Raw genomic sequence first — 18,085 nt, 5'->3', positions numbered from 1 at the left:
CTTCGCGAGCAGGCTCGCTCCCACACTGACCGTGCTCGACCTTGGATTTGTATTAACTCCAACGACAAGAGGTTCCATGCCCAACCGCCCGCCTCTCGACGCCATCACCGCCCGCTGGTTGCCGTGGGTCGTCGCTATCGCTTTCTTCATGCAGTCCCTCGACGGGACCATCCTTAACACCGCGCTGCCGGCCATGGCTCGCGATCTGGCCGAAGATCCGTTGCGCATGCAAGGTGTAGTGATCTCCTACATGCTCACCGTGGCGTTGCTGATCCCGGCCTCTGGCTGGATCGCCGATCGCTTCGGCACCAAGAAAATCTTCTTCGGCGCGATCCTGCTGTTCAGCTTCGGCTCACTGCTCTGCGCCTTGTCGAGCAGCCTGAGCATGCTGATAGGCGCCCGTGTCATTCAGGGCCTGGGCGGCGCACTGATGCTGCCGGTCGGGCGTTTGGTCGTCCTGCGCGCCTATCCGCGATCCGAACTGGTGCGGATCATGGGCTTCATCACCATCCCCGGCCTGCTCGGCCCGCTGATCGGCCCGACCATGGGCGGCTGGATGGTCGAATACCTGACGTGGCACTGGATCTTCCTGATCAACCTGCCGGTCGGCGTGATCGGTTGCTACGCGGTGTGGAAGTTCATTCCCGACCTGCGCGGCACCGAGCGCACCCGCTTCGATAGTCTCGGCTTCCTGCTGTTCGGCGCGGCGATGATTCTGATCACCATCGCCATGGAAGGCCTCGGCGAGTTGCACCTGCCGCACCTGCGGGTGATGTTGCTGCTGTTCGGCGGCATGGCCTGTCTGGCCGCGTACTGGTTGCGCGCCGGGCACATCGAAAACCCGCTGTTCGCACCGTCGCTGTTCAAGACCCGGACGTTTGCCGTCGGCATTCTCGGCAACCTCTTCGCGCGTTTGGGCAGCGGTGCTCTGCCGTTTCTGGTGCCGTTGCTGTTGCAAGTGGCGCTCGGTTATTCACCGTCGCAGGCGGGGATGAGCATGCTGCCGCTGGCCGCGGCGGCGATGATCGCCAAGTGGGTCGCACGGCCGCTGATCGAACGGCTCGGTTATCGCATCGTCCTCACCGGCAACACCTTGGCACTGGGGATCATGCTGGCGAGCATGGGCCTGGTCAGCGAGCAGACGCCGTACTGGCTGCTGTTGTGTCTGCTGGCGATTCTCGGCGCGATCAACTCGCTGCAATTCACCGCGATGAACACCGTGACCCTGATCGACCTCGACGATGCGAGCGCCAGTAGCGGCAACAGCTTGCTCTCGGTGGTGGCGCAATTATCGTTGAGCCTGGGGGTGGCGTGCGCCGGTGCGTTGCTCGGCGGGTTTACCGCAGAGATCGGTAACGATGGCGTGGAGACCGTGCTCGGTGCGTTCCAGCTGACCTTCGTCACCGTCGGCATCATGGCGATGCTCGCTGCGACGATCTTCTCGCAACTGTCGAAACAAGACGGTCGGCGTGCCAAACGCCCGGAAGAACACATCGAACATTAACCACTGTTCGTCCAGAACTTTCGAAGAAAGTGGCACGGGGCTGCTACACTGCGCGACATTTTGTTTTGCAGGCCAGTCCCGTGACCACCATCGCCACCGCTTTTAATACTCTGCCGCTGTCCGCCGCCATGCTGGCTAACCTCGAATCCCTCGGTTATGCCCAGATGACGCCGATCCAGGCGCAGAGCTTGCCGGTGATCCTCAAGGGGATGGACCTGATCGCCCAGGCCAAGACCGGCAGCGGCAAGACCGCCGCGTTCGGTATCGGCCTGCTGAACCCGATCAACCCGCGCTACTTCGGTTGCCAGGCACTGGTGATCTGCCCGACCCGTGAGCTGGCCGACCAGGTCGCCAAGGAAATCCGTCGTCTGGCCCGTGCCGAAGACAACATCAAGGTCCTGACCCTGTGCGGCGGCGTGTCGTTCGGCCCGCAGATCGCTTCGCTGGAACACGGCGCGCACATCATCGTCGGCACCCCGGGCCGTATCCAGCAGCACCTGCGCAAGGGTTCACTGGTCCTCGATGGCCTGAACACGCTGATCCTCGACGAAGCCGATCGCATGCTCGACATGGGTTTCTACGACGCCATCGAAGACATCATCGTCAAGACCCCGGAGCGTCGTCAGACCCTGCTGTTCTCCGCGACTTACCCGGTGGGCATCAAGCAACTGGCGTCGAAATTCATGCGTGATCCGCAAACGGTGAAAGCCGAAGCGTTCCACGATGACACGCAGATCGAGCAGCGGTTCTACGAGATCTCCCCGGAAGACCGCATGAGCGTGGTGACCAAAGTCCTGCACCACTTCCGCCCGGCTTCATGCGTGGCGTTCTGCTTCACCAAGCAGCAGGTTCAGGAAACCGTAGATCACCTGACTGCCAAAGGCATTTCCGCTGTCGGCCTGCACGGCGATCTGGAACAGCGTGATCGCGATCAGGTGCTGGCGATGTTCGCCAACCGCAGTACTTCGGTACTGGTTGCCACCGACGTTGCCGCCCGTGGTCTGGACATCGATGCGCTGGACATGGTGATCAACGTAGAACTGGCGCGTGATTCGGAAATCCACATTCACCGTGTTGGCCGTACCGGTCGTGCTGGCGAGAAAGGCATCGCGATCAGCCTGGTTGCTCCGGGCGAAGCGCACCGCGCGCAAGCCATCGAACAACTGCAGAAATCGCCGCTGAACTGGGATCAGGTCGATAACCTCAAGTCCCAGGGTCTCGCCCCGCTGCAACCGCCGATGACTACGCTGTGCATCGGTGCTGGCCGTAAAGACAAGGTTCGTCCGGGTGACATTCTGGGTGCATTGACTGGCGATGCCGGTATTCCAGGTGCACAGGTTGGCAAGATCGCGATTTTCGACTTCCAGGCTTATGTAGCCGTTGACCGCACCGTGGCCATGCAGGCCTTGCAGCGTTTGAACGACGGCAAGATCAAGGGCCGTTCGCTGCGCGTCCGCATCCTCTGACCTGATCGTTCCCACGCTCTGCGTGGGAATGCATCCCGTGACGCTCCGCGTCACATAACAACGGACGCAGAGCGTCCATGGCGGCATTCCCACGCAGAGCGTGGGAACGATCATTGTGTGAGGACACCGTTTTGCGCTCTACCGAAGTCGTGATCATTGGCGCTGGCGCCGCTGGGTTGATGTGTGCACTGACCGCCGCCGGGCGTGGGCGTCAGGTGTTGCTGCTCGACCACGCGAACAAGGCCGGCAAGAAAATCCTGATGTCGGGCGGTGGCCGCTGCAATTTCACCAATATGTACACCGAGCCGAGCAATTTCCTCTCGCAGAACCCACATTTCTGCAAATCCGCTCTGGCGCGCTACACACAGTGGGATTTCATCGGCATGGTCGGCAAACACGCGGTGCCGTACCACGAAAAAAAACTCGGCCAGCTGTTCTGCGATAACAAATCCAGCGACATTCTCGAAATGCTCCTCAACGAGTGCGATCAGGCCGGCGTCGAGCTGCATCTGGACACGTCGATTCAGACCATCGAGAAGGTCGAGAGCGGTTACCTGCTCGACACCACCCTCGGCCAGATTCAGTGCCAGTCGCTGGTAATCGCCACCGGCGGTCTGTCGATCCCGACGCTGGGCGCCACCGGTTTCGGTTATCAGGTCGCCAAGCAGTTCGGCCACGAATTGCTGCCGACCCGCGCCGGGCTGGTACCGTTTACCATCACCGATCAGCTCAAGGAACTCTGCACCGAGCTGTCCGGAACGTCGGTGGATTGTCTGGTCAGCTGCAACGAACAGAGCTTTCGCGAGAACATCCTGTTCACTCACCGTGGCCTCAGTGGCCCGGCGATTTTGCAGATTTCCTCGTTCTGGGAATCCGGCGACACGGTGGAGATCAACCTGCTGCCGGATCATGACGCGGCGAGCTGGCTGCAACAGCAAGTGGCCGAGCGTCCGAACAGTGAATTGAAAACTCTGCTGGGTGAGATTTTCACCAAGAAGATGGCCAATCTGCTGGCGGACAACTGGTTTGTGTCTAAGCCGATGAAGCAGTACACCCACGCCGAACTGGCGGAGATCGCCGAGAAGCTGGGCAGCTGGAAAGTCGTGCCGGCGGGGACTGAAGGTTATCGCACGGCCGAAGTGACCCTCGGCGGCGTCGACACCCGCGAAGTGTCGTCGAAAACCATGGAATCGCTGAAAAGCCCGGGCCTGTACTTTATCGGTGAAGTGCTCGATGTCACCGGCCACCTGGGCGGCTTCAACTTCCAGTGGGCCTGGGCCTCCGGTTACGCTGCCGCGCAGTACGCTTAACTGAAGGCCAAATACAAAACCCTGTAGGAGTGAGCCTGCTCGCGATAGCGGTGAATCAGTCGATGAATGCATTGGCTGACACACCGCTATCGCGAGCAGGCTCACTCCTACAGTTGTTATGTGTGATGCAGTAAGGAACACTTTTTGCTGTCAGATGTGATCGGCGCCATTGCGTCGGCGTCATTACTGGCTCAATTTAGCGGCATCGCCTCGGAAGGCCTTCGCACTTCATGTCCTCGACCTCGTTTCGTCAGTCTTTGCGGCGCCTGTGGGCGCTGGATAAATTCAGCTACAGCGTGCGGGTGTTCATCGCCCTGACCGGCAGCATGGCGCTGTGTTGGTATCAGGATGAAATGGGCCTGCTGATCCCGTTGTTCCTGGGGATTATCGCCAGCGCCCTGGCCGAAACCGACGACAGTTGGCAGGGCCGCCTCAACGCCCTTGCCGTAACGCTGGTGTGTTTCAGCATCGCCGCGCTGTCGGTGGAATTGCTCTTCCCCTACCCCATCGTGTTTGCCATTGCTTTGGCGCTGGCGAGTTTCGGCCTGACCATGCTCGGTGCGCTCGGCGAGCGTTATGGGGCGATTGCCTCGGCGACGTTGATTCTGTCGGTGTACACGATGATCGGCGTTGATCAGCGCGGCGGTGCGGTCACCGATTTCTGGCACGAACCGATGCTGCTGGTCGCCGGTGCGGCGTGGTACGGCTTGCTCTCGGTGGTGTGGCAGGCGCTGTTTTCCAACCAGCCGGTGCAGCAGAGTCTGGCGCGCTTGTTCCGTGAACTGGGCTTTTACCTGAAGCTGAAATCCTCGCTGTTCGAGCCGATCCGGCAGATGGACGTCGAAGCGCGGCGCCTGGAGCTGGCCCAACAAAACGGTCGCGTGGTGGCAGCGCTGAACAGTGCCAAGGAAATCATCCTGCACCGCGTCGGCAACGGCCGTCCCGGTTCGAAAGTCAGCCGCTATCTGAAGCTGTACTTCCTCGCTCAAGACATCCACGAACGCGCCAGCTCCTCGCACTATCCGTACAACGCGCTGGCCGAAGCGTTCTTCCACAGCGACGTGCTGTTCCGCTGCCAACGCCTGTTGCGCCAGCAAGGCAAGGCCTGCCGCGCTCTGGCCGAATCGATCCAGATGCGCCAGCCATTTATTTATGATGCGAGTTTCGCCGAAGCCCTGAGCGACCTCGACGCCTCCCTCGAACATCTGCGCATCCAGAGCAACCCGGCATGGCGCGGATTGCTGCGCTCACTGCGCGCACTGGCGGCCAACCTCGGCACCCTCGACCGTTTGCTCAGCGACGCGAGTAATCCCGACGCCTTGGCCGATGCGACCGACAGCAGCCTGCTCGACCGCTCGCCGCGCAACCTCAAGGACGTCTGGATTCGTTTGCGCACGCAGCTGACGCCGACCTCTTTGCTCTTCCGTCATGCCCTGCGCCTGCCCTTGGCGCTGAGTATCGGCTACGGCATGGTGCATTTGATTCACCCGTCGCAGGGTTACTGGATCATCCTCACCACCCTGTTCGTCTGCCAGCCGAACTACGGCGCGACCCGGCGCAAGCTCGGTCAGCGGATCTTCGGCACCGCCATTGGCCTGACCGTGGCGTGGGCGCTGTTCGATCTGTTCCCGAGCCCGTTGGTGCAGTCGTGCTTTGCCATCGCCGCCGGCGTGGTGTTCTTTACCAACCGCACCACCCGCTACACCTTGGCGACGGCAGCGATAACCATCATGGTGCTGTTCTGCTTCAACCAGGTCGGCGACGGCTACGGGCTGTTCCTGCCACGGTTGTTCGATACGCTGCTGGGCAGCCTGATTGCCGGCCTGACGGTGTTCCTGTTCCTGCCGGACTGGCAGGGCCGACGCCTGAACAAAGTGCTGGCCAACACCCTGACCTGCAACAGCATCTACCTGCGCCAGATCATGCAGCAGTACGCCGCCGGCAAAAGTGACGACCTCGCCTATCGGCTGGCCCGACGCAACGCGCACAACGCCGATGCGGCGCTGTCGACGACGTTGGCGAACATGCTCATGGAGCCAGGGCATTTCCGGAAGGAAGCGGATGTCGGATTCCGCTTTCTGGTGTTGTCGCACACGTTGTTGAGTTATCTGTCGGGGTTGGGCGCGCATCGGGAAACTCAGTTACCCGCTGATGTGCGCGAGCATTTGATCGATGGCGCCGGAGTGAAACTGGCGACGAGCATCGACGAAATTGCCCAGGGGCTAGCCAACAAGCAGCCGGTGGCGATTCAGAGTGATGAAGAAGAAGCGCTGGCCAATGAGCTGGAGCAGATGCCTGATGAGATTGATGAGGGCCAGCGGTTGGTGCAGACGCAACTGGCGTTGATCTGCCGGCAGTTGGGGCCGTTGCGGACGTTGGCGGCGCATCTGATCAAGGACACCAGTGAGGTCAGCGCTGGCTGACAGGACGTCTTCGCGAGCAGGCTCGCTCCCACACTGGATTTATGAACGCGAAGAGGCCATCAGCAACAACACAACTCTGGGATCAGAAACTCACATCCCATGCTGCCTCAACAACTTGTCATAACTCCCATCCGCCTTCATCGCCGCAATCGCCTTATCAAACCCCGCGACAATCTGCTCATGCTGCGGATTCTTCAGGCTCACCAGAATGTGCAGGCTGTTCTCACTCAACGGCTTGGGCAAAAACTCCACTGAATTGCGCACCTTGGCGGATTCCCGTGCCAGGTAATACTTCGCCACATACTCATCTTCCAGCGTCAGCTTGACCCGATCCGCCGCGAGCATGCGCACGGCCATGGCGAAGTTATGCACAGGGACTTTCTGCAACGCCGTGTCGGCATCGAACGGCGCCGAATAGGCGTAGCCGCGCACCACCGCAATCGGATAAGTGTGCAGTTGCTGCAGATTGGAATAATCAAGTGGCGTGTCTTTGCGCTTGAGAAAGCGGATGCGGTTGAGCAGGTATTCACCGGAAAACTGGCCGAGCTTGGTCCGTTCGTCGTTGTACCAAGCGTTGACCAATACATCGTAGCGGCCCTCGCCAACGCCAAGCAGTGCCCGTGCCCAAGGTACCTGCTCGTAACCGCTGGCATAACCGGACCGGGCCAGCGCAGTTGTGACGATGTCGGTGGCCAGTCCGCCGTTGACCAGCGTGTCGTCGGTAAAGGGTGGCCAGATATCAAACACCAGCCGCAGCTTGTCCGCTGCAGCGGTCTGAGCCAGCAAGAGCAGTCCGGTCAAAGCAAAGGCTCGATGCAAACGCGGCATGCTTGAAAATCCTTAGCGGGCGAGTTGCCCAGCATGTTTTCAGTCAAAACCCCAAGGCCCCTTACCGGCAAAACCCAGGCCCTAACATTAGCTCATTGCAGCCAGTGCACAGGGCTCTCCAGCAGATTACACAAAGTCGCCGAGGCTGCGAGAAAGGAATGATGGCATTTTGACCTTTGTCACAGACTCTTACGCCATAAAGACATCTTTGCCGCAGGCGCTTAGTATCGGGCGACACGTTCAAGGAATCGGCAAATGACAATCGAATGGGTCTGCAAACATCACAGTGATCTGGGCAAGGAACAGCTGTACGCGCTGTTGAAGCTGCGCTCGGACGTGTTCGTGGTTGAACAGAAATGCGCTTATCCGGACCTCGACGGTCAGGATCTGGAAGGCGATACCTATCACCTGATGGGTTGGGAAGATGACCAGTTGATGGCGTACCTGCGCCTGCTGGATCCGGAATCCCAGGGCGGAGACGTGGTGATCGGCCGCGTGATTACCGCACCACAGGGACGCGGCAAAGGGCTGGGTCACGAGATGATGGAGCAGGCGCTGAAGCAGGCCGAGAAGCATTGGCCGCAAGTGCCGATCTATCTGTCGGCGCAGGCGCATTTGCAGGGGTATTACGGTCGGTACGGGTTTGTTGTGGCGGGTGAGGAGTATCTGGAGGATGACATTCCGCATATCGGGATGCGTCGTGCCTGAAAAGCCCCTCACCCTAGCCCTCTCCCGGAGGGAGAGGGGACTGACCTTATCGTCTTGCGGCAGACATCGACCTGAAAAACCGAGTCGATTATGGATTCACAGCAACACTTTCAGTTCGGCGTACCTCTCCAATATCCCCCAATCGGCCCCCTCTCCCTCCGGGAGAGGGCTGGGGTGAGGGCATTTAGGGATACTCAAGCACTGCCTTGATCTGCCGCAAATTACGCTCGATCCACCCGCGGTCAATCGCCCCCCACTCGCGAATCCGATAGCGCCCGGCGTGATTGCGCGCGCCCTCTTCCTGCTCGAACTCACAAACGATATCCAGATCCGCCAACGCCGCAATCGTGTCCTGCGCCGTGCGCCGGGGCATGCCGGTCACTTCGGTCAGCGTCGGCACACTCGGCGCCAGACCGCTGTCGATCAGGTACGCCACATACAAGCGGCGGTAGAAACTGCTTTTGGTCTTGCTGACGTCCATCCCCACCTTCCTGGTTGCGTACGGTTAAGCCTGCAGATCCCGCCACGTCAGGTACACGCGCAGATCAAACTCGATCTGGTGATACCCCGGCAGCATGTGCTCACACAATTTATAGAACGCCTTGTTGTGATCCGATTCCTTGAAGTGCGCCAGTTCATGCACGACGATCATTTTCAGAAAGTCCGGCGCGGCCTCCTTGAACAACGAGGCGATACGAATCTCTTTCTTGGCCTTGAGCTTGCCGCCCTGCACCCGTGAAACCGTGGTGTGCAGACCGAGGGCGCGGTGGGTCAGGTCGAGGCGGTTATCAAACAGCACCTTGTCGATGGCCGGCGCGTTGCGCAGGTATTCCTGCTTCAAGTCCAGCGCGTAGCTGTACAAGGCTTTGTCGCTCTGCACATCGTGCCGCCCTGAATAGCGTTGATTCAGGTATTCACCCAGACGCTCTTCGGCGATCAGTTGGCGCACCTGGTCCTGCAATTGCGCGGGATAGGCCTGGAGGTACTTCAACACAGTCATGGACGAGCGACACGGTTCGAAAAAGGTGCGCCAGTGTAGCGAATTCAACCGGGCAGCGCGCTCCAGTCAAACGGTTCGGCGAAGCTGGCCGCATCCTCGGCGATCAATGGCCGCGCGACGAGGAAGCCCTGCACATATTCACAGCCGTGGGCTTGCAGCCATTGGTATTGCTCAATGGTTTCGACACCTTCGGCGATCACCAGCAAGCCGTATTGTTTGCACAGACTGATCACCGTGCTGACCAGTGAGGCGTCGCGTTTCGAGTCAGGCAATCGCGCAATGAGATGGCGATCAAGCTTGAGCGTATCGAGCTCCAGATCGCGCAAATGTGCCAGCGAACACGGCCCGGAGCCAAAATCGTCCAATGCAACGCGCACGCCGAGATGACGCAGCAAACGCAGCTGTTTGCGGGTTTCGTCAGGGTTTTGCATCAGTGCTTCTTCGGTGACCTCGACCTCCAGTTGCCGGGGTTGCAAGGCATGTCGCTCCATGACCTGGCGCAATTCGGTGACCAGATTCGGCAGGCTGAACTGGGTGTTGCTCAAACTCACGCCGAGCACCAGATCCTCGGCAAACAGAGTTTCCCAGGCTTTGCGCTGACCGGCGCCGCGATGATAAATCCAGCTGCCGAGGCGGCTGATCAGCCGCGCCTCTTCCAGCAGCGGCAGGAACAAACCCGGCGGCACATCGCCGACACTCGGATGCTGCCAACGCAACAACGCTTCGAAACCGCGAATCTGGCCAGTGTCGATGGCCACTTGCGGCTGATACACCAGATTGAAATCGCGGTTCTCGATGGCGGCCCGCACGCTTTCCTCGAGCATCAGCCGCGAACGGGCCCGGCCGTTCATTTCATGATCATAGAAACGATATTGCTGACGCCCGGCGCGCTTGGCTTCGTACATGGCGATGTCCGATGCGCGCAGCAGTCCGTCGAGGTTGGAGCCGCAATCCGGATAAGTGGCGATGCCGATGCTGGCGCCGAGGGCGATGTCCAGCCCTTCGATCTGCTGACAGATCGACACCCGCTCAATGAGTTTCTCGGCAATCTTCGCCGCTTGCTCGGGGAATTCCAGATCGAGCAACGCGGTGAATTCGTCGCCGCCCATGCGCGCGAGAATGTCGAACGGCCGCAGACAGGCTTTCAATTGCTCGGAGACCCAACGCAACACCCGATCGCCGGCATCATGACCGAGTGAATCGTTGACCCGTTTGAAGCCATCAAGATCCAGATACAGCAACACCCAACTGCTATCACTGCGATCACCACGCAACAGCAAGTTTTCAACGGTCTGGTAAAAGCCGCGACGGTTGAGCAAACCGGTCAGTGGATCGGTGACCGCTTGAAATTCGAGCTGCTGGTGCAAGTGACGCACCACCGACATGTCCAGCACAGTCACCACCATTGCGTGCTGCTCGGCGGGCAACGCCGCGCAGGACAGGGCCACCGGCACCTGCTGGCCGGGCGCGGTGCGCAGCAAGGCGTCGTGCAGTCTTAATGTTTCGCCACGCTTGTAGCCGGCATAAAACTCGGAATCAGCCCACAGCGGAATGTGCGGCTTCTGCAGATAATCGAGAAATTCTTTACCTTCCAACTCCTTCACCGGCGCATTCAGCAACCGCGAAATCGCCGGGTTGGCAAAGCGGATCAAACCGTCCTCGCCCACCACCAATATCCCCTCGGCGGCGTTATCCAGCACCGAGGCATTGAAGGCGCGCGCCACTTCCAGGTCATGACTCAGGCGCTGCAAGGCGCGGCGATTGCGCTGGTGTTCCAGCAACGCCTGCACCTTGGGTTTGAGGATCTGCGGGTCGAACGGCTTGAACAGGTAATCCACCGCGCCACTGGCGTAGCCCTTGATCACGGCGTCCTGGGACTGTTCATTGGCGGTCAGAAAGATGATCGGCGTCAGGCGCGTGCGCTGGCTGCCGCGCATCAGCCGCGCCACCTCAAAGCCGTCCATGCCCGGCATCTGCACATCCAGCAGCACCAGGTCGACGTCATGCGAGAGCAAAATATTGAGCGCTTCGAAGCCGGAAGCCGCAGTGAGGACGTGCCAATCCTGACGCTGCAGCAACGCGCGCATGCTGATCAGATTTTCAGGGTAATCATCAACGATCAAAAGGACAGAGCTGCCTTCACTTGGCGGGGGTTGCGCGCATTCCATGCTGCTTCTCTTGTCGGGACTTTCGGTCGGTTTCCGGTAAAAACCGCACACATACTGAGCCTTCACTCTAGTACTGGATCCAAGAAAGCAGAAGCTGTCATCAGGCCATCATTTAACCAAAGCGTGAATTTGCCGACTAACGGTCACCGCTGAAGCCCCCGGAAACCGGCAGAGATGGCATTTCGACAGGATGTTGACGTCAATCATCTGCCAAACGGGCGTTAACAAATTTCCCCTCTACGCTTATAAAGGCCGCCCAAAAACGTGCGGGCTAGAGCTTCTGGCACGTACGTGCAGTGAACTTTGAGTGGAAGAACCGACATGATCGATCTCGCAACCTGGAACCTCAGCGTTCCCGTTGGCAGCCCGCCATACACCGTCGAAACCTCAAAACTGGTGAACGGCTTCAAAGATCAGTACTTCCATTCCGACACCGGCACCTTGTTCTTCTGGTCACCGGTTACCGGGTCAAAAACCGAAAACGCCATCTACCCCCGCACCGAACTGCGCGAAACCTACAGCAACGGCACCTTGCGCAACTGGTATTACCCGGACGCCGACAACCTGCTGCGCGCGACCCTCACGGTGAACAAAGTGCCCAGCTCCGGCAAGATCGTCATCGGCCAGATTCATGCTTATGAAAGCCAGAAGCCGATGGTCAAACTCGAATACCAGTACAAGACCAAAACCGAGACCGGCAATCTGGTGATCAAGGTGCGCATGCACCCGGATGATGATGAAAGCCGCGTCATCACCTTGGCTACCGGGATCAAGCTGGATCGCGAATTCAACTACCTCATCCACCTGAGTCCTGGCGGTGCGTTGGGTGTGAGTGCGGCGGGATATCAGTGGGATTCACAGATCAGCGCGACGTGGCGGAACAAGCCGTTGTATTTCAAGGCTGGGGTTTATGTGCAGGACAACACGGGGTACACCAGTGAAGGTGGCCAAGTGACCTTCTCCAAGCTCGATATCGATCACGACAAATAACCCAATCCCCACTGTAGGAGCTGCCGAAGGCTGCGATCTTTTGATCCTGTTTTTGATTCTAAAAAGACAAAATCAAAAGATCGCAGCCTTCGGCAGCTCCTACCTTTAAACGGTGTTGTTTAGATCTGTCGGCGGTTACTTCCGGATGCCTACAACAGCTTGCGTCGTTGCCTACCACTACGCCAGAATCCGCCGGCTTGTGCGCCTGGCGGGCCATCGGTAACTTGATTCGTGTCACTGATTTCCAGTGATCGGGTTTAGTAGCCCGTGGTTACGCGAAGCGTATGTGCATCCGTTCAGTCAGGTATTTCTAAGCCTGCACTTGATGGTAGCTGTACGCAGGGCGCCTTCGGGTGCGCCGGTCGCGTCTCCCCGGTCTACTAACCTGCGTTCAGCTGCCACCCTCTTCGTTTAGTAGCGATCCGGTGTCGGCTCCATTTACCGGAGACGAAACATGATCAAATCAACGCCACACCCGCCAGAAACAGATCCCGCATCCCCCTACGAATCCCTCGACTCGAAAAAACTCAACGACGCCGCCGAACGCGCCCTCGACCATTACCTCAAACCGTCCGCCTTCATCATGGCCAGCACGCATAAACCCGAGCCCATGTACCTCGCCAACCCGAAGTACAACACCGAATCCCTGCTGGCCAACGCCAGCGAAACCCTGGGTTCAGCCAGCGAAATGCTCAACAACTTCGCCGCCATGCTCGACACCTCACACCGCAAGACAGCGTTGGGCATCGCGCAAGTGGTCATGCTCGGTGAACTGGCGGTGAATCAGGCATTGGATCATGTTGAGCTGAAGGAATAACCGCCCACAAAAAAACCCGCCTCGCGGCGGGTTCCTGAATAGCAATAAGCGCTAAAGGTAGCTAAACGTTGCTATCTCCCAATACAGGCTTACGCTTCAATCCCGACCCAACCGAGTCATTCAAGGCAACTGTACGCCCGGAATCCCATTCGCGTTGCATCCCCACAAACAATTCAGTATCCACTCGCGACCGATGAGCAGTCAGTGCCTGACTCATTGCCTCAGCTATCCGGTCGATGATCAATGCCGGCCTATCCACTGCACAGTGTTTTCGGCCGAACTCGATCAGTTGCTGGCGATCGGGATAGTCTTTGGTTTTATTCATTTTGATTGCCAGGGTCCGGTCAACCAGTGACCGCCCGGACTTCGGGTTGTAGTTTTCATAGACCGTGGTGGTCGTGACGTCGTATATCGGGGCCAACTGCACGGTTTCTGGAGCCGCGGGCTGCGTGTATATCACGCCGAAGTTCTTCAAATGTGCATCGCCATTGCGCACCATCACCGAAAGGCAGACTGACGAAAAGTATCGCTCCAGCTCTCGTATCGGTTCGGCATGGCGACATACCTGGCGGATGACAGCCGCGAGGGTTTCATAGCTCTGCGAATACTTGTAATTGTCGTGAGGATCTTTGTTAAGACCCAACAGTACCGCCATGTCTTCGAAGCCGAGCCGGCCAGACGCCGTCAGGTCAAACCGCTCCATGACAAACAGCTCGCCGCTCTCGGAAAGCCAGAACGGTGGCGTTTCCAATCCTGCCAGCCGCGCCGCCTCCAGACACAGAAACTCGTTCTGGGCCAAGTGCTCATACTCCTCGGCTCCTGATTTAACGATGAGATCGGAACTGAGCATGGTTTTTCGGCCGCCAGTGAGCTTGTCCAGGTCAGGCACCAGTACCTTGGGCTGCACTCCGGAAATACCCGACTCAAAGTAGGTTTCAACCAGAAAGTTGAAAACACCCTGAGAGGCGTCGGCAGACAGAATGTCTTGTAAACCGACTTGGGCATGCACGGCGCTAGGTGGCTCAGTCGGATTCTCATAGGTGAGGCGACCAATCTGATTGCCGCCAATGACCGAAAGCAGCCGCATTTCATCGACCTGCATATGCTTGGCCATCCGGCGCTTGATCTGATCGGCCAGAAAACCTTCCGGCACATTCATATCAAATATTGGGTGCAGTACATTGCTCACCGCGGGCGTCGGGTCATAGGGCATGACCAACGAGACTTCCCGAGACGCTTCTGCCGTCTGGTAGGCAAACGAGAACTGCGAACCTTTGGATAGCTCGCCCGCGCAGCCTTGCGGCGTCATGACGTTGAGCCGCTTGACCTTATTCATCATGCTCTACCAGATCGGCAAGCGACTTGAGATCGATTCGGTTGTCGACAATTTCGAGCGCCATGCCCAACGCGGCAATCACCCGGAACACAGTATAAAAAGCGACGTTTTCACCGGCCTCAAGATCGATGATGGTCTTGCGACTGCATTTAGCCTTGTGCGCTAGTATTAGCTGACTGTAGCCCTTGGCTTTTCGCAGCTGACGAATGCGTTCGGCGAAAATCGCAGGATTATTCAGGATCAAAATGTCACCTATATGGGACTTTAAGCTGATAAAAATCATTAAAGTTCACTATAGGTGACATTTCAAGTGCGGATTTCCAAGTATCGCTACCAAAAATTTCACCCACAAAAAAACCCGCCTCACCGGCGGGTTTCTTATCGAAGCAGTTTAACGCTCAGGCTTAGTTAACCTTAGCGTTCAACTCCCCCTTCAGATAACGCTGGTACATCGCTTCCAGCGAGATCGGTTTGATCTTCGAAGCATTACCGGCAGTACCAAACGCTTCATAACGAGCGATACACACATCACGCATCGCCGTCACAGTCGCGCCGAAGAATTTACGCGGGTCGAATTCGCTCGGGTTGGTGGCCATCAGGCGACGCATCGCACCGGTGGATGCCAGGCGCAGGTCGGTGTCGATGTTGACCTTGCGCACGCCGTGCTTGATGCCTTCGACGATTTCTTCAACCGGTACGCCGTAGGTTTCTTTGATGTCGCCGCCGTACTGGTTGATGATCGCCAGCCACTCTTGTGGCACCGAGGACGAACCGTGCATCACCAGGTGGGTGTTCGGGATGCGCTTGTGGATTTCCTTGATGCGGTCGATCGCCAGCACGTCGCCGGTAGGTGGCTTGGTGAACTTGTAGGCGCCGTGGCTGGTGCCGATGGCGATGGCCAGGGCATCGACCTGAGTGCGTTTGACGAAGTCAGCGGCTTCTTCCGGGTCGGTCAGCATTTGGCTGTGATCCAGAACGCCTTCGGCGCCGATGCCGTCTTCTTCACCGGCCATGCCGGTTTCCAGCGAACCCAGGCAGCCCAGCTCGCCTTCTACCGAAACGCCGCAGGCGTGCGCCATGGCCACGGTTTGTTGGGTAACACGGACGTTGTAGTCGTAGTCGGTCGGGGTCTTGCCGTCTTCGCCCAGCGAGCCGTCCATCATCACCGAGCTGAAGCCCAGTTGAATCGAACGCTGGCAGACGTCAGGGCTGGTGCCGTGGTCCTGGTGCATGCACACCGGGATGTGCGGGAATTCCTCGATCGCGGCCAGGATCAGGTGACGCAGGAATGGCGCGCCGGCGTATTTGCGAGCGCCGGCCGAAGCCTGAACGATCACCGGGGAGTCAGTCTTGTCAGCGGCTTCCATGATGGCGCGCATCTGCTCAAGGTTGTTGACGTTGAAAGCTGGAACGCCGTAGCCGAATTCGGCTGCGTGGTCCAACATCTGGCGCATGCTGATAAGTGCCATTGTGTGTGTCTCTCCCGGTTGAGGGTCGTTAATCGTGCCAGCCTGCCGGAGCGGCGGCGGCTATTCAAGTGATTGCAGATCGGGGGTTGAGGCCCGGCCTGGTGATTCGATAAAGCAAAATCCTGAGAACTACACAGAACCCCTGTAGGAGTGAGCCTGCTCGCGATAGCGGCCTGACAGTCGCTGCAGTGTTGACTGCAGAATTGCTATCGCGAGCAGGCTCACTCCTACAATGGGCCTGCGGTGTTGCAATTATTCAGCCTTGCAGCCGCGGCCGATCAGGTCATTGGTGGCGACCCAGTACACCAGGCCTTCCTCTCCCTTGACGTGAAACGCCAGCATGCCGTCGCTGTACAGCGTGCCCGAGGCGCCTGGCTCTTCTTTCAGGCGATAGACCTGATCACCGCCACCCAGTCGAACGTCGACTTCCTTCTGGCCGGCATCGACGTAGCGCCACAGCACTTTGGCCTGGCTGTCGCAGGTCCAGGTGGTCCAGTTGTCCGCCGGAGTAGACGACTGAAACAGGTTCAACTGCGCGCAACCGCCCAACAATGCCAACGCCGCAATGGCGATCAAGCCTTTCATCCGTGTTCCTCGACTGACGGCACACGCCGCCAGCCCTGAGTTAAAGAGTCAGACCCGTCAAGGACAACCATGTTCCTTGGCCGGGGTTTGCGTCTCGTATTTGTCCAGACCGTCCGGCCCCGAGCGCTTGTTCAGCACCGGGTTGGTTTCGGCCTGCCAGTCGGCCTGATAACAGCCCTTCTGCGACTCGCTCGGCGCCGGCGTGGCTTCGGCCTTCGGGTTACTCCCGCAGGCCACCAGCGTACCGGTCAGCAACAACAGCGCTAACGACTTGACCATGTAAACACTCCTTTGCCTGGCCAAACGGGCGGCCTCAGGCCTTGGCCCGGCTTTCCAGGACTTCAACGGCTGGCAGCACTTTGCCTTCGACGAATTCGAGGAACGCGCCGCCACCGGTGGAAATGTAGGAGATTTGCTCAGCCACGCCATATTTATCGATCGCAGCCAGAGTGTCGCCACCGCCGGCAATCGAGAACGCAGCGCTGTCGGCAATGGCCTGAGCCAGCACTTTGGTGCCGTTGCCGAACTGGTCGAACTCGAACACGCCGACCGGGCCGTTCCACAGAATGGTTTTCGACGATTTCAGCAGTTCGGCGAAGTTGGCCGCGGTTTGCGGGCCGATGTCCAGAATCATGTCGTCAGCCGCGACGTCAGCGATCAGCTTGACGGTGGCTTCTGCGCTTTCGGCGAATTCTTTGGCAACCACTACGTCAACCGGCAGCGGCACGCTGACTTTCGCAGCGATGGCGCGTGCGGTGTCGAGCAGGTCCGGCTCGTACAGCGACTTGCCGACCGGGTGACCAGCAGCAGCGAGGAAGGTGTTGGCGATGCCGCCGCCGACGATCAATTGGTTGCAGATCTGGCTCAGGCTGTTCAGCACGTCGAGTTTGGTCGAGACCTTGGAGCCGGCAACAATGGCCGCCATTGGCTGAGCCGGTGCGCCAAGGGCTTTGCCCAGTGCGTCCAGTTCAGCGGCCAGCAGTGGGCCAGCGGCGGCGACTTTGGCGAACTTGGCCACGCCGTGGGTCGAACCTTCGGCGCGGTGAGCGGTGCCGAAAGCGTCCATCACGAACACGTCGCACAGGGCCGCGTATTGCTGGGCCAGTTCGTCAGCGTTCTTTTTCTCGCCCTTGTTGAAGCGCACGTTTTCGAACAGCACGATGTCGCCAGCCTTGACGTCCACGCCGCCCAGGTAATCAGCCACCAGTGGCACTTCACGGCCCAGCGCCTTGCTCAGGTAGTCAGCAACAGGCTTGAGGCTGTTCTCGGCGGAGAACTCGCCTTCGGTCGGCCGGCCAAGGTGCGAGCAGACCATCACGGCCGCGCCTTTTTCCAGGGCCAGCTTGATGGTCGGCAGCGAAGCCAGGATACGCGCATCGCTGGTGACAACACCGTCCTTGACTGGGACGTTGAGGTCTTCGCGGATCAATACGCGCTTACCTTGCAGATCGAGGTCGGACATCTTCAACACGGTCATGGGT

17 protein-coding genes are annotated in these 18,085 nt (G+C 58.9%); 7 read left to right on the top strand and 10 right to left on the bottom strand.

Annotation, left to right across the window (positions count from 1 at the left end; genetic code table 11):
- Window positions 1–76 precede the first annotated feature (76 nt).
- The 4 genes from mdtD to yccS all read left to right on the top strand — a co-directional run bounded on the left by mdtD (window position 77) and on the right by yccS (window position 6,703).
- Window positions 77–1,504, top strand: a complete 1,428-nt coding sequence (gene mdtD, locus ACI514_RS27720; RefSeq protein ID WP_405122735.1) for a multidrug transporter subunit MdtD — start codon at window positions 77–79, stop codon at window positions 1,502–1,504.
- 80 nt (window positions 1,505–1,584) lie between these two features.
- Entirely contained in the window at window positions 1,585–2,970 is a 1,386-nt protein-coding gene (dbpA, locus tag ACI514_RS27715; RefSeq protein ID WP_008085781.1) for an ATP-dependent RNA helicase DbpA, read from the top strand.
- A 131-nt stretch (window positions 2,971–3,101) separates the two neighbouring features.
- The gene (locus ACI514_RS27710; protein ID WP_160059722.1) at window positions 3,102–4,280 is read left to right on the top strand and encodes an NAD(P)/FAD-dependent oxidoreductase; all 1,179 of its coding nucleotides are present in this window, start codon (window positions 3,102–3,104) and stop codon (window positions 4,278–4,280) included.
- A 230-nt stretch (window positions 4,281–4,510) separates the two neighbouring features.
- Window positions 4,511–6,703, top strand: a complete 2,193-nt coding sequence (gene yccS, locus ACI514_RS27705) for a YccS family putative transporter (protein ID WP_405122734.1) — start codon at window positions 4,511–4,513, stop codon at window positions 6,701–6,703.
- Between the two features lie 90 nt (window positions 6,704–6,793).
- Here yccS and ACI514_RS27700 read toward each other — a convergent pair whose 3' ends face one another.
- Window positions 6,794–7,531 (bottom strand): ABC transporter substrate-binding protein, encoded by a 738-nt coding sequence (locus tag ACI514_RS27700; protein ID WP_160059724.1) that lies wholly within the window; start codon window positions 7,529–7,531, stop codon window positions 6,794–6,796.
- 255 nt (window positions 7,532–7,786) lie between these two features.
- On the opposite strand from ACI514_RS27700, the gene ACI514_RS27695 reads away from it, so the two are divergent.
- On the top strand, window positions 7,787–8,239 hold the full coding sequence (locus tag ACI514_RS27695; RefSeq protein ID WP_034153611.1) for a GNAT family N-acetyltransferase: 453 nt from the start codon (window positions 7,787–7,789) through the stop codon (window positions 8,237–8,239).
- A 184-nt stretch (window positions 8,240–8,423) separates the two neighbouring features.
- On the opposite strand, the gene ACI514_RS27690 is transcribed toward ACI514_RS27695, so the two are convergent.
- The 3 genes from ACI514_RS27690 to ACI514_RS27680 are packed head-to-tail and all read right to left on the bottom strand — an operon-like array spanning window position 8,424 to window position 11,407.
- Window positions 8,424–8,720, bottom strand: coding sequence for a helix-turn-helix domain-containing protein (locus tag ACI514_RS27690; RefSeq protein ID WP_007913779.1), 297 nt, complete (start codon window positions 8,718–8,720; stop codon window positions 8,424–8,426).
- 24 nt (window positions 8,721–8,744) lie between these two features.
- Entirely contained in the window at window positions 8,745–9,239 is a 495-nt protein-coding gene (locus tag ACI514_RS27685) for a M48 family metallopeptidase (protein WP_405122733.1), read from the bottom strand.
- 44 nt (window positions 9,240–9,283) lie between these two features.
- Complete coding sequence (locus tag ACI514_RS27680) at window positions 9,284–11,407, bottom strand: putative bifunctional diguanylate cyclase/phosphodiesterase (protein ID WP_405122732.1); 2,124 nt, start codon at window positions 11,405–11,407, stop codon at window positions 9,284–9,286.
- Window positions 11,408–11,728: 321 nt separating this feature from the next.
- On the opposite strand from ACI514_RS27680, the gene ACI514_RS27675 reads away from it, so the two are divergent.
- Both ACI514_RS27675 and ACI514_RS27670 read left to right on the top strand, forming a co-directional pair.
- Window positions 11,729–12,397 (top strand): polysaccharide lyase family 7 protein, encoded by a 669-nt coding sequence (locus ACI514_RS27675; RefSeq protein WP_034153613.1) that lies wholly within the window; start codon window positions 11,729–11,731, stop codon window positions 12,395–12,397.
- 454 nt (window positions 12,398–12,851) lie between these two features.
- The gene (locus ACI514_RS27670; protein WP_034153614.1) at window positions 12,852–13,214 is read left to right on the top strand and encodes a DUF6124 family protein; all 363 of its coding nucleotides are present in this window, start codon (window positions 12,852–12,854) and stop codon (window positions 13,212–13,214) included.
- Window positions 13,215–13,275: 61 nt separating this feature from the next.
- On the opposite strand, the gene ACI514_RS27665 is transcribed toward ACI514_RS27670, so the two are convergent.
- The 6 genes from ACI514_RS27665 to ACI514_RS27640 all read right to left on the bottom strand — a co-directional run bounded on the left by ACI514_RS27665 (window position 13,276) and on the right by ACI514_RS27640 (window position 18,081).
- A complete protein-coding gene (locus ACI514_RS27665) occupies window positions 13,276–14,550 on the bottom strand; it encodes a type II toxin-antitoxin system HipA family toxin (protein ID WP_405122731.1) in 1,275 nt (424 codons plus the stop codon).
- A complete protein-coding gene (locus ACI514_RS27660) occupies window positions 14,543–14,833 on the bottom strand; it encodes a helix-turn-helix transcriptional regulator (protein WP_238785176.1) in 291 nt (96 codons plus the stop codon). The genes ACI514_RS27665 and ACI514_RS27660 overlap by 8 nt, the downstream gene beginning before the upstream one ends.
- Window positions 14,834–14,954: 121 nt before the next feature.
- On the bottom strand, window positions 14,955–16,019 hold the full coding sequence (gene fba / locus ACI514_RS27655) for a class II fructose-bisphosphate aldolase (RefSeq protein ID WP_008081027.1): 1,065 nt from the start codon (window positions 16,017–16,019) through the stop codon (window positions 14,955–14,957).
- A gap of 252 nt (window positions 16,020–16,271) precedes the next feature.
- Window positions 16,272–16,604 carry an MliC family protein gene (locus ACI514_RS27650; protein WP_405122730.1) on the bottom strand — a complete coding sequence of 111 codons (333 nt, stop codon included), beginning with the start codon at window positions 16,602–16,604 and terminating at the stop codon, window positions 16,272–16,274.
- A gap of 57 nt (window positions 16,605–16,661) precedes the next feature.
- Window positions 16,662–16,883 (bottom strand): hypothetical protein, encoded by a 222-nt coding sequence (locus tag ACI514_RS27645; protein ID WP_150749724.1) that lies wholly within the window; start codon window positions 16,881–16,883, stop codon window positions 16,662–16,664.
- Between the two features lie 34 nt (window positions 16,884–16,917).
- The gene (locus ACI514_RS27640; protein WP_405122729.1) at window positions 16,918–18,081 is read right to left on the bottom strand and encodes a phosphoglycerate kinase; all 1,164 of its coding nucleotides are present in this window, start codon (window positions 18,079–18,081) and stop codon (window positions 16,918–16,920) included.
- Between the last annotated feature and the right edge of the window lie 4 nt (window positions 18,082–18,085).

The organism is Pseudomonas sp. M20 (genome assembly GCF_045037865.1).
In the GTDB taxonomy this organism is placed as follows: Bacteria; Pseudomonadota; Gammaproteobacteria; order Pseudomonadales; family Pseudomonadaceae; genus Aquipseudomonas.
This window is presented reverse-complemented; position numbering and strand designations above follow the sequence as displayed.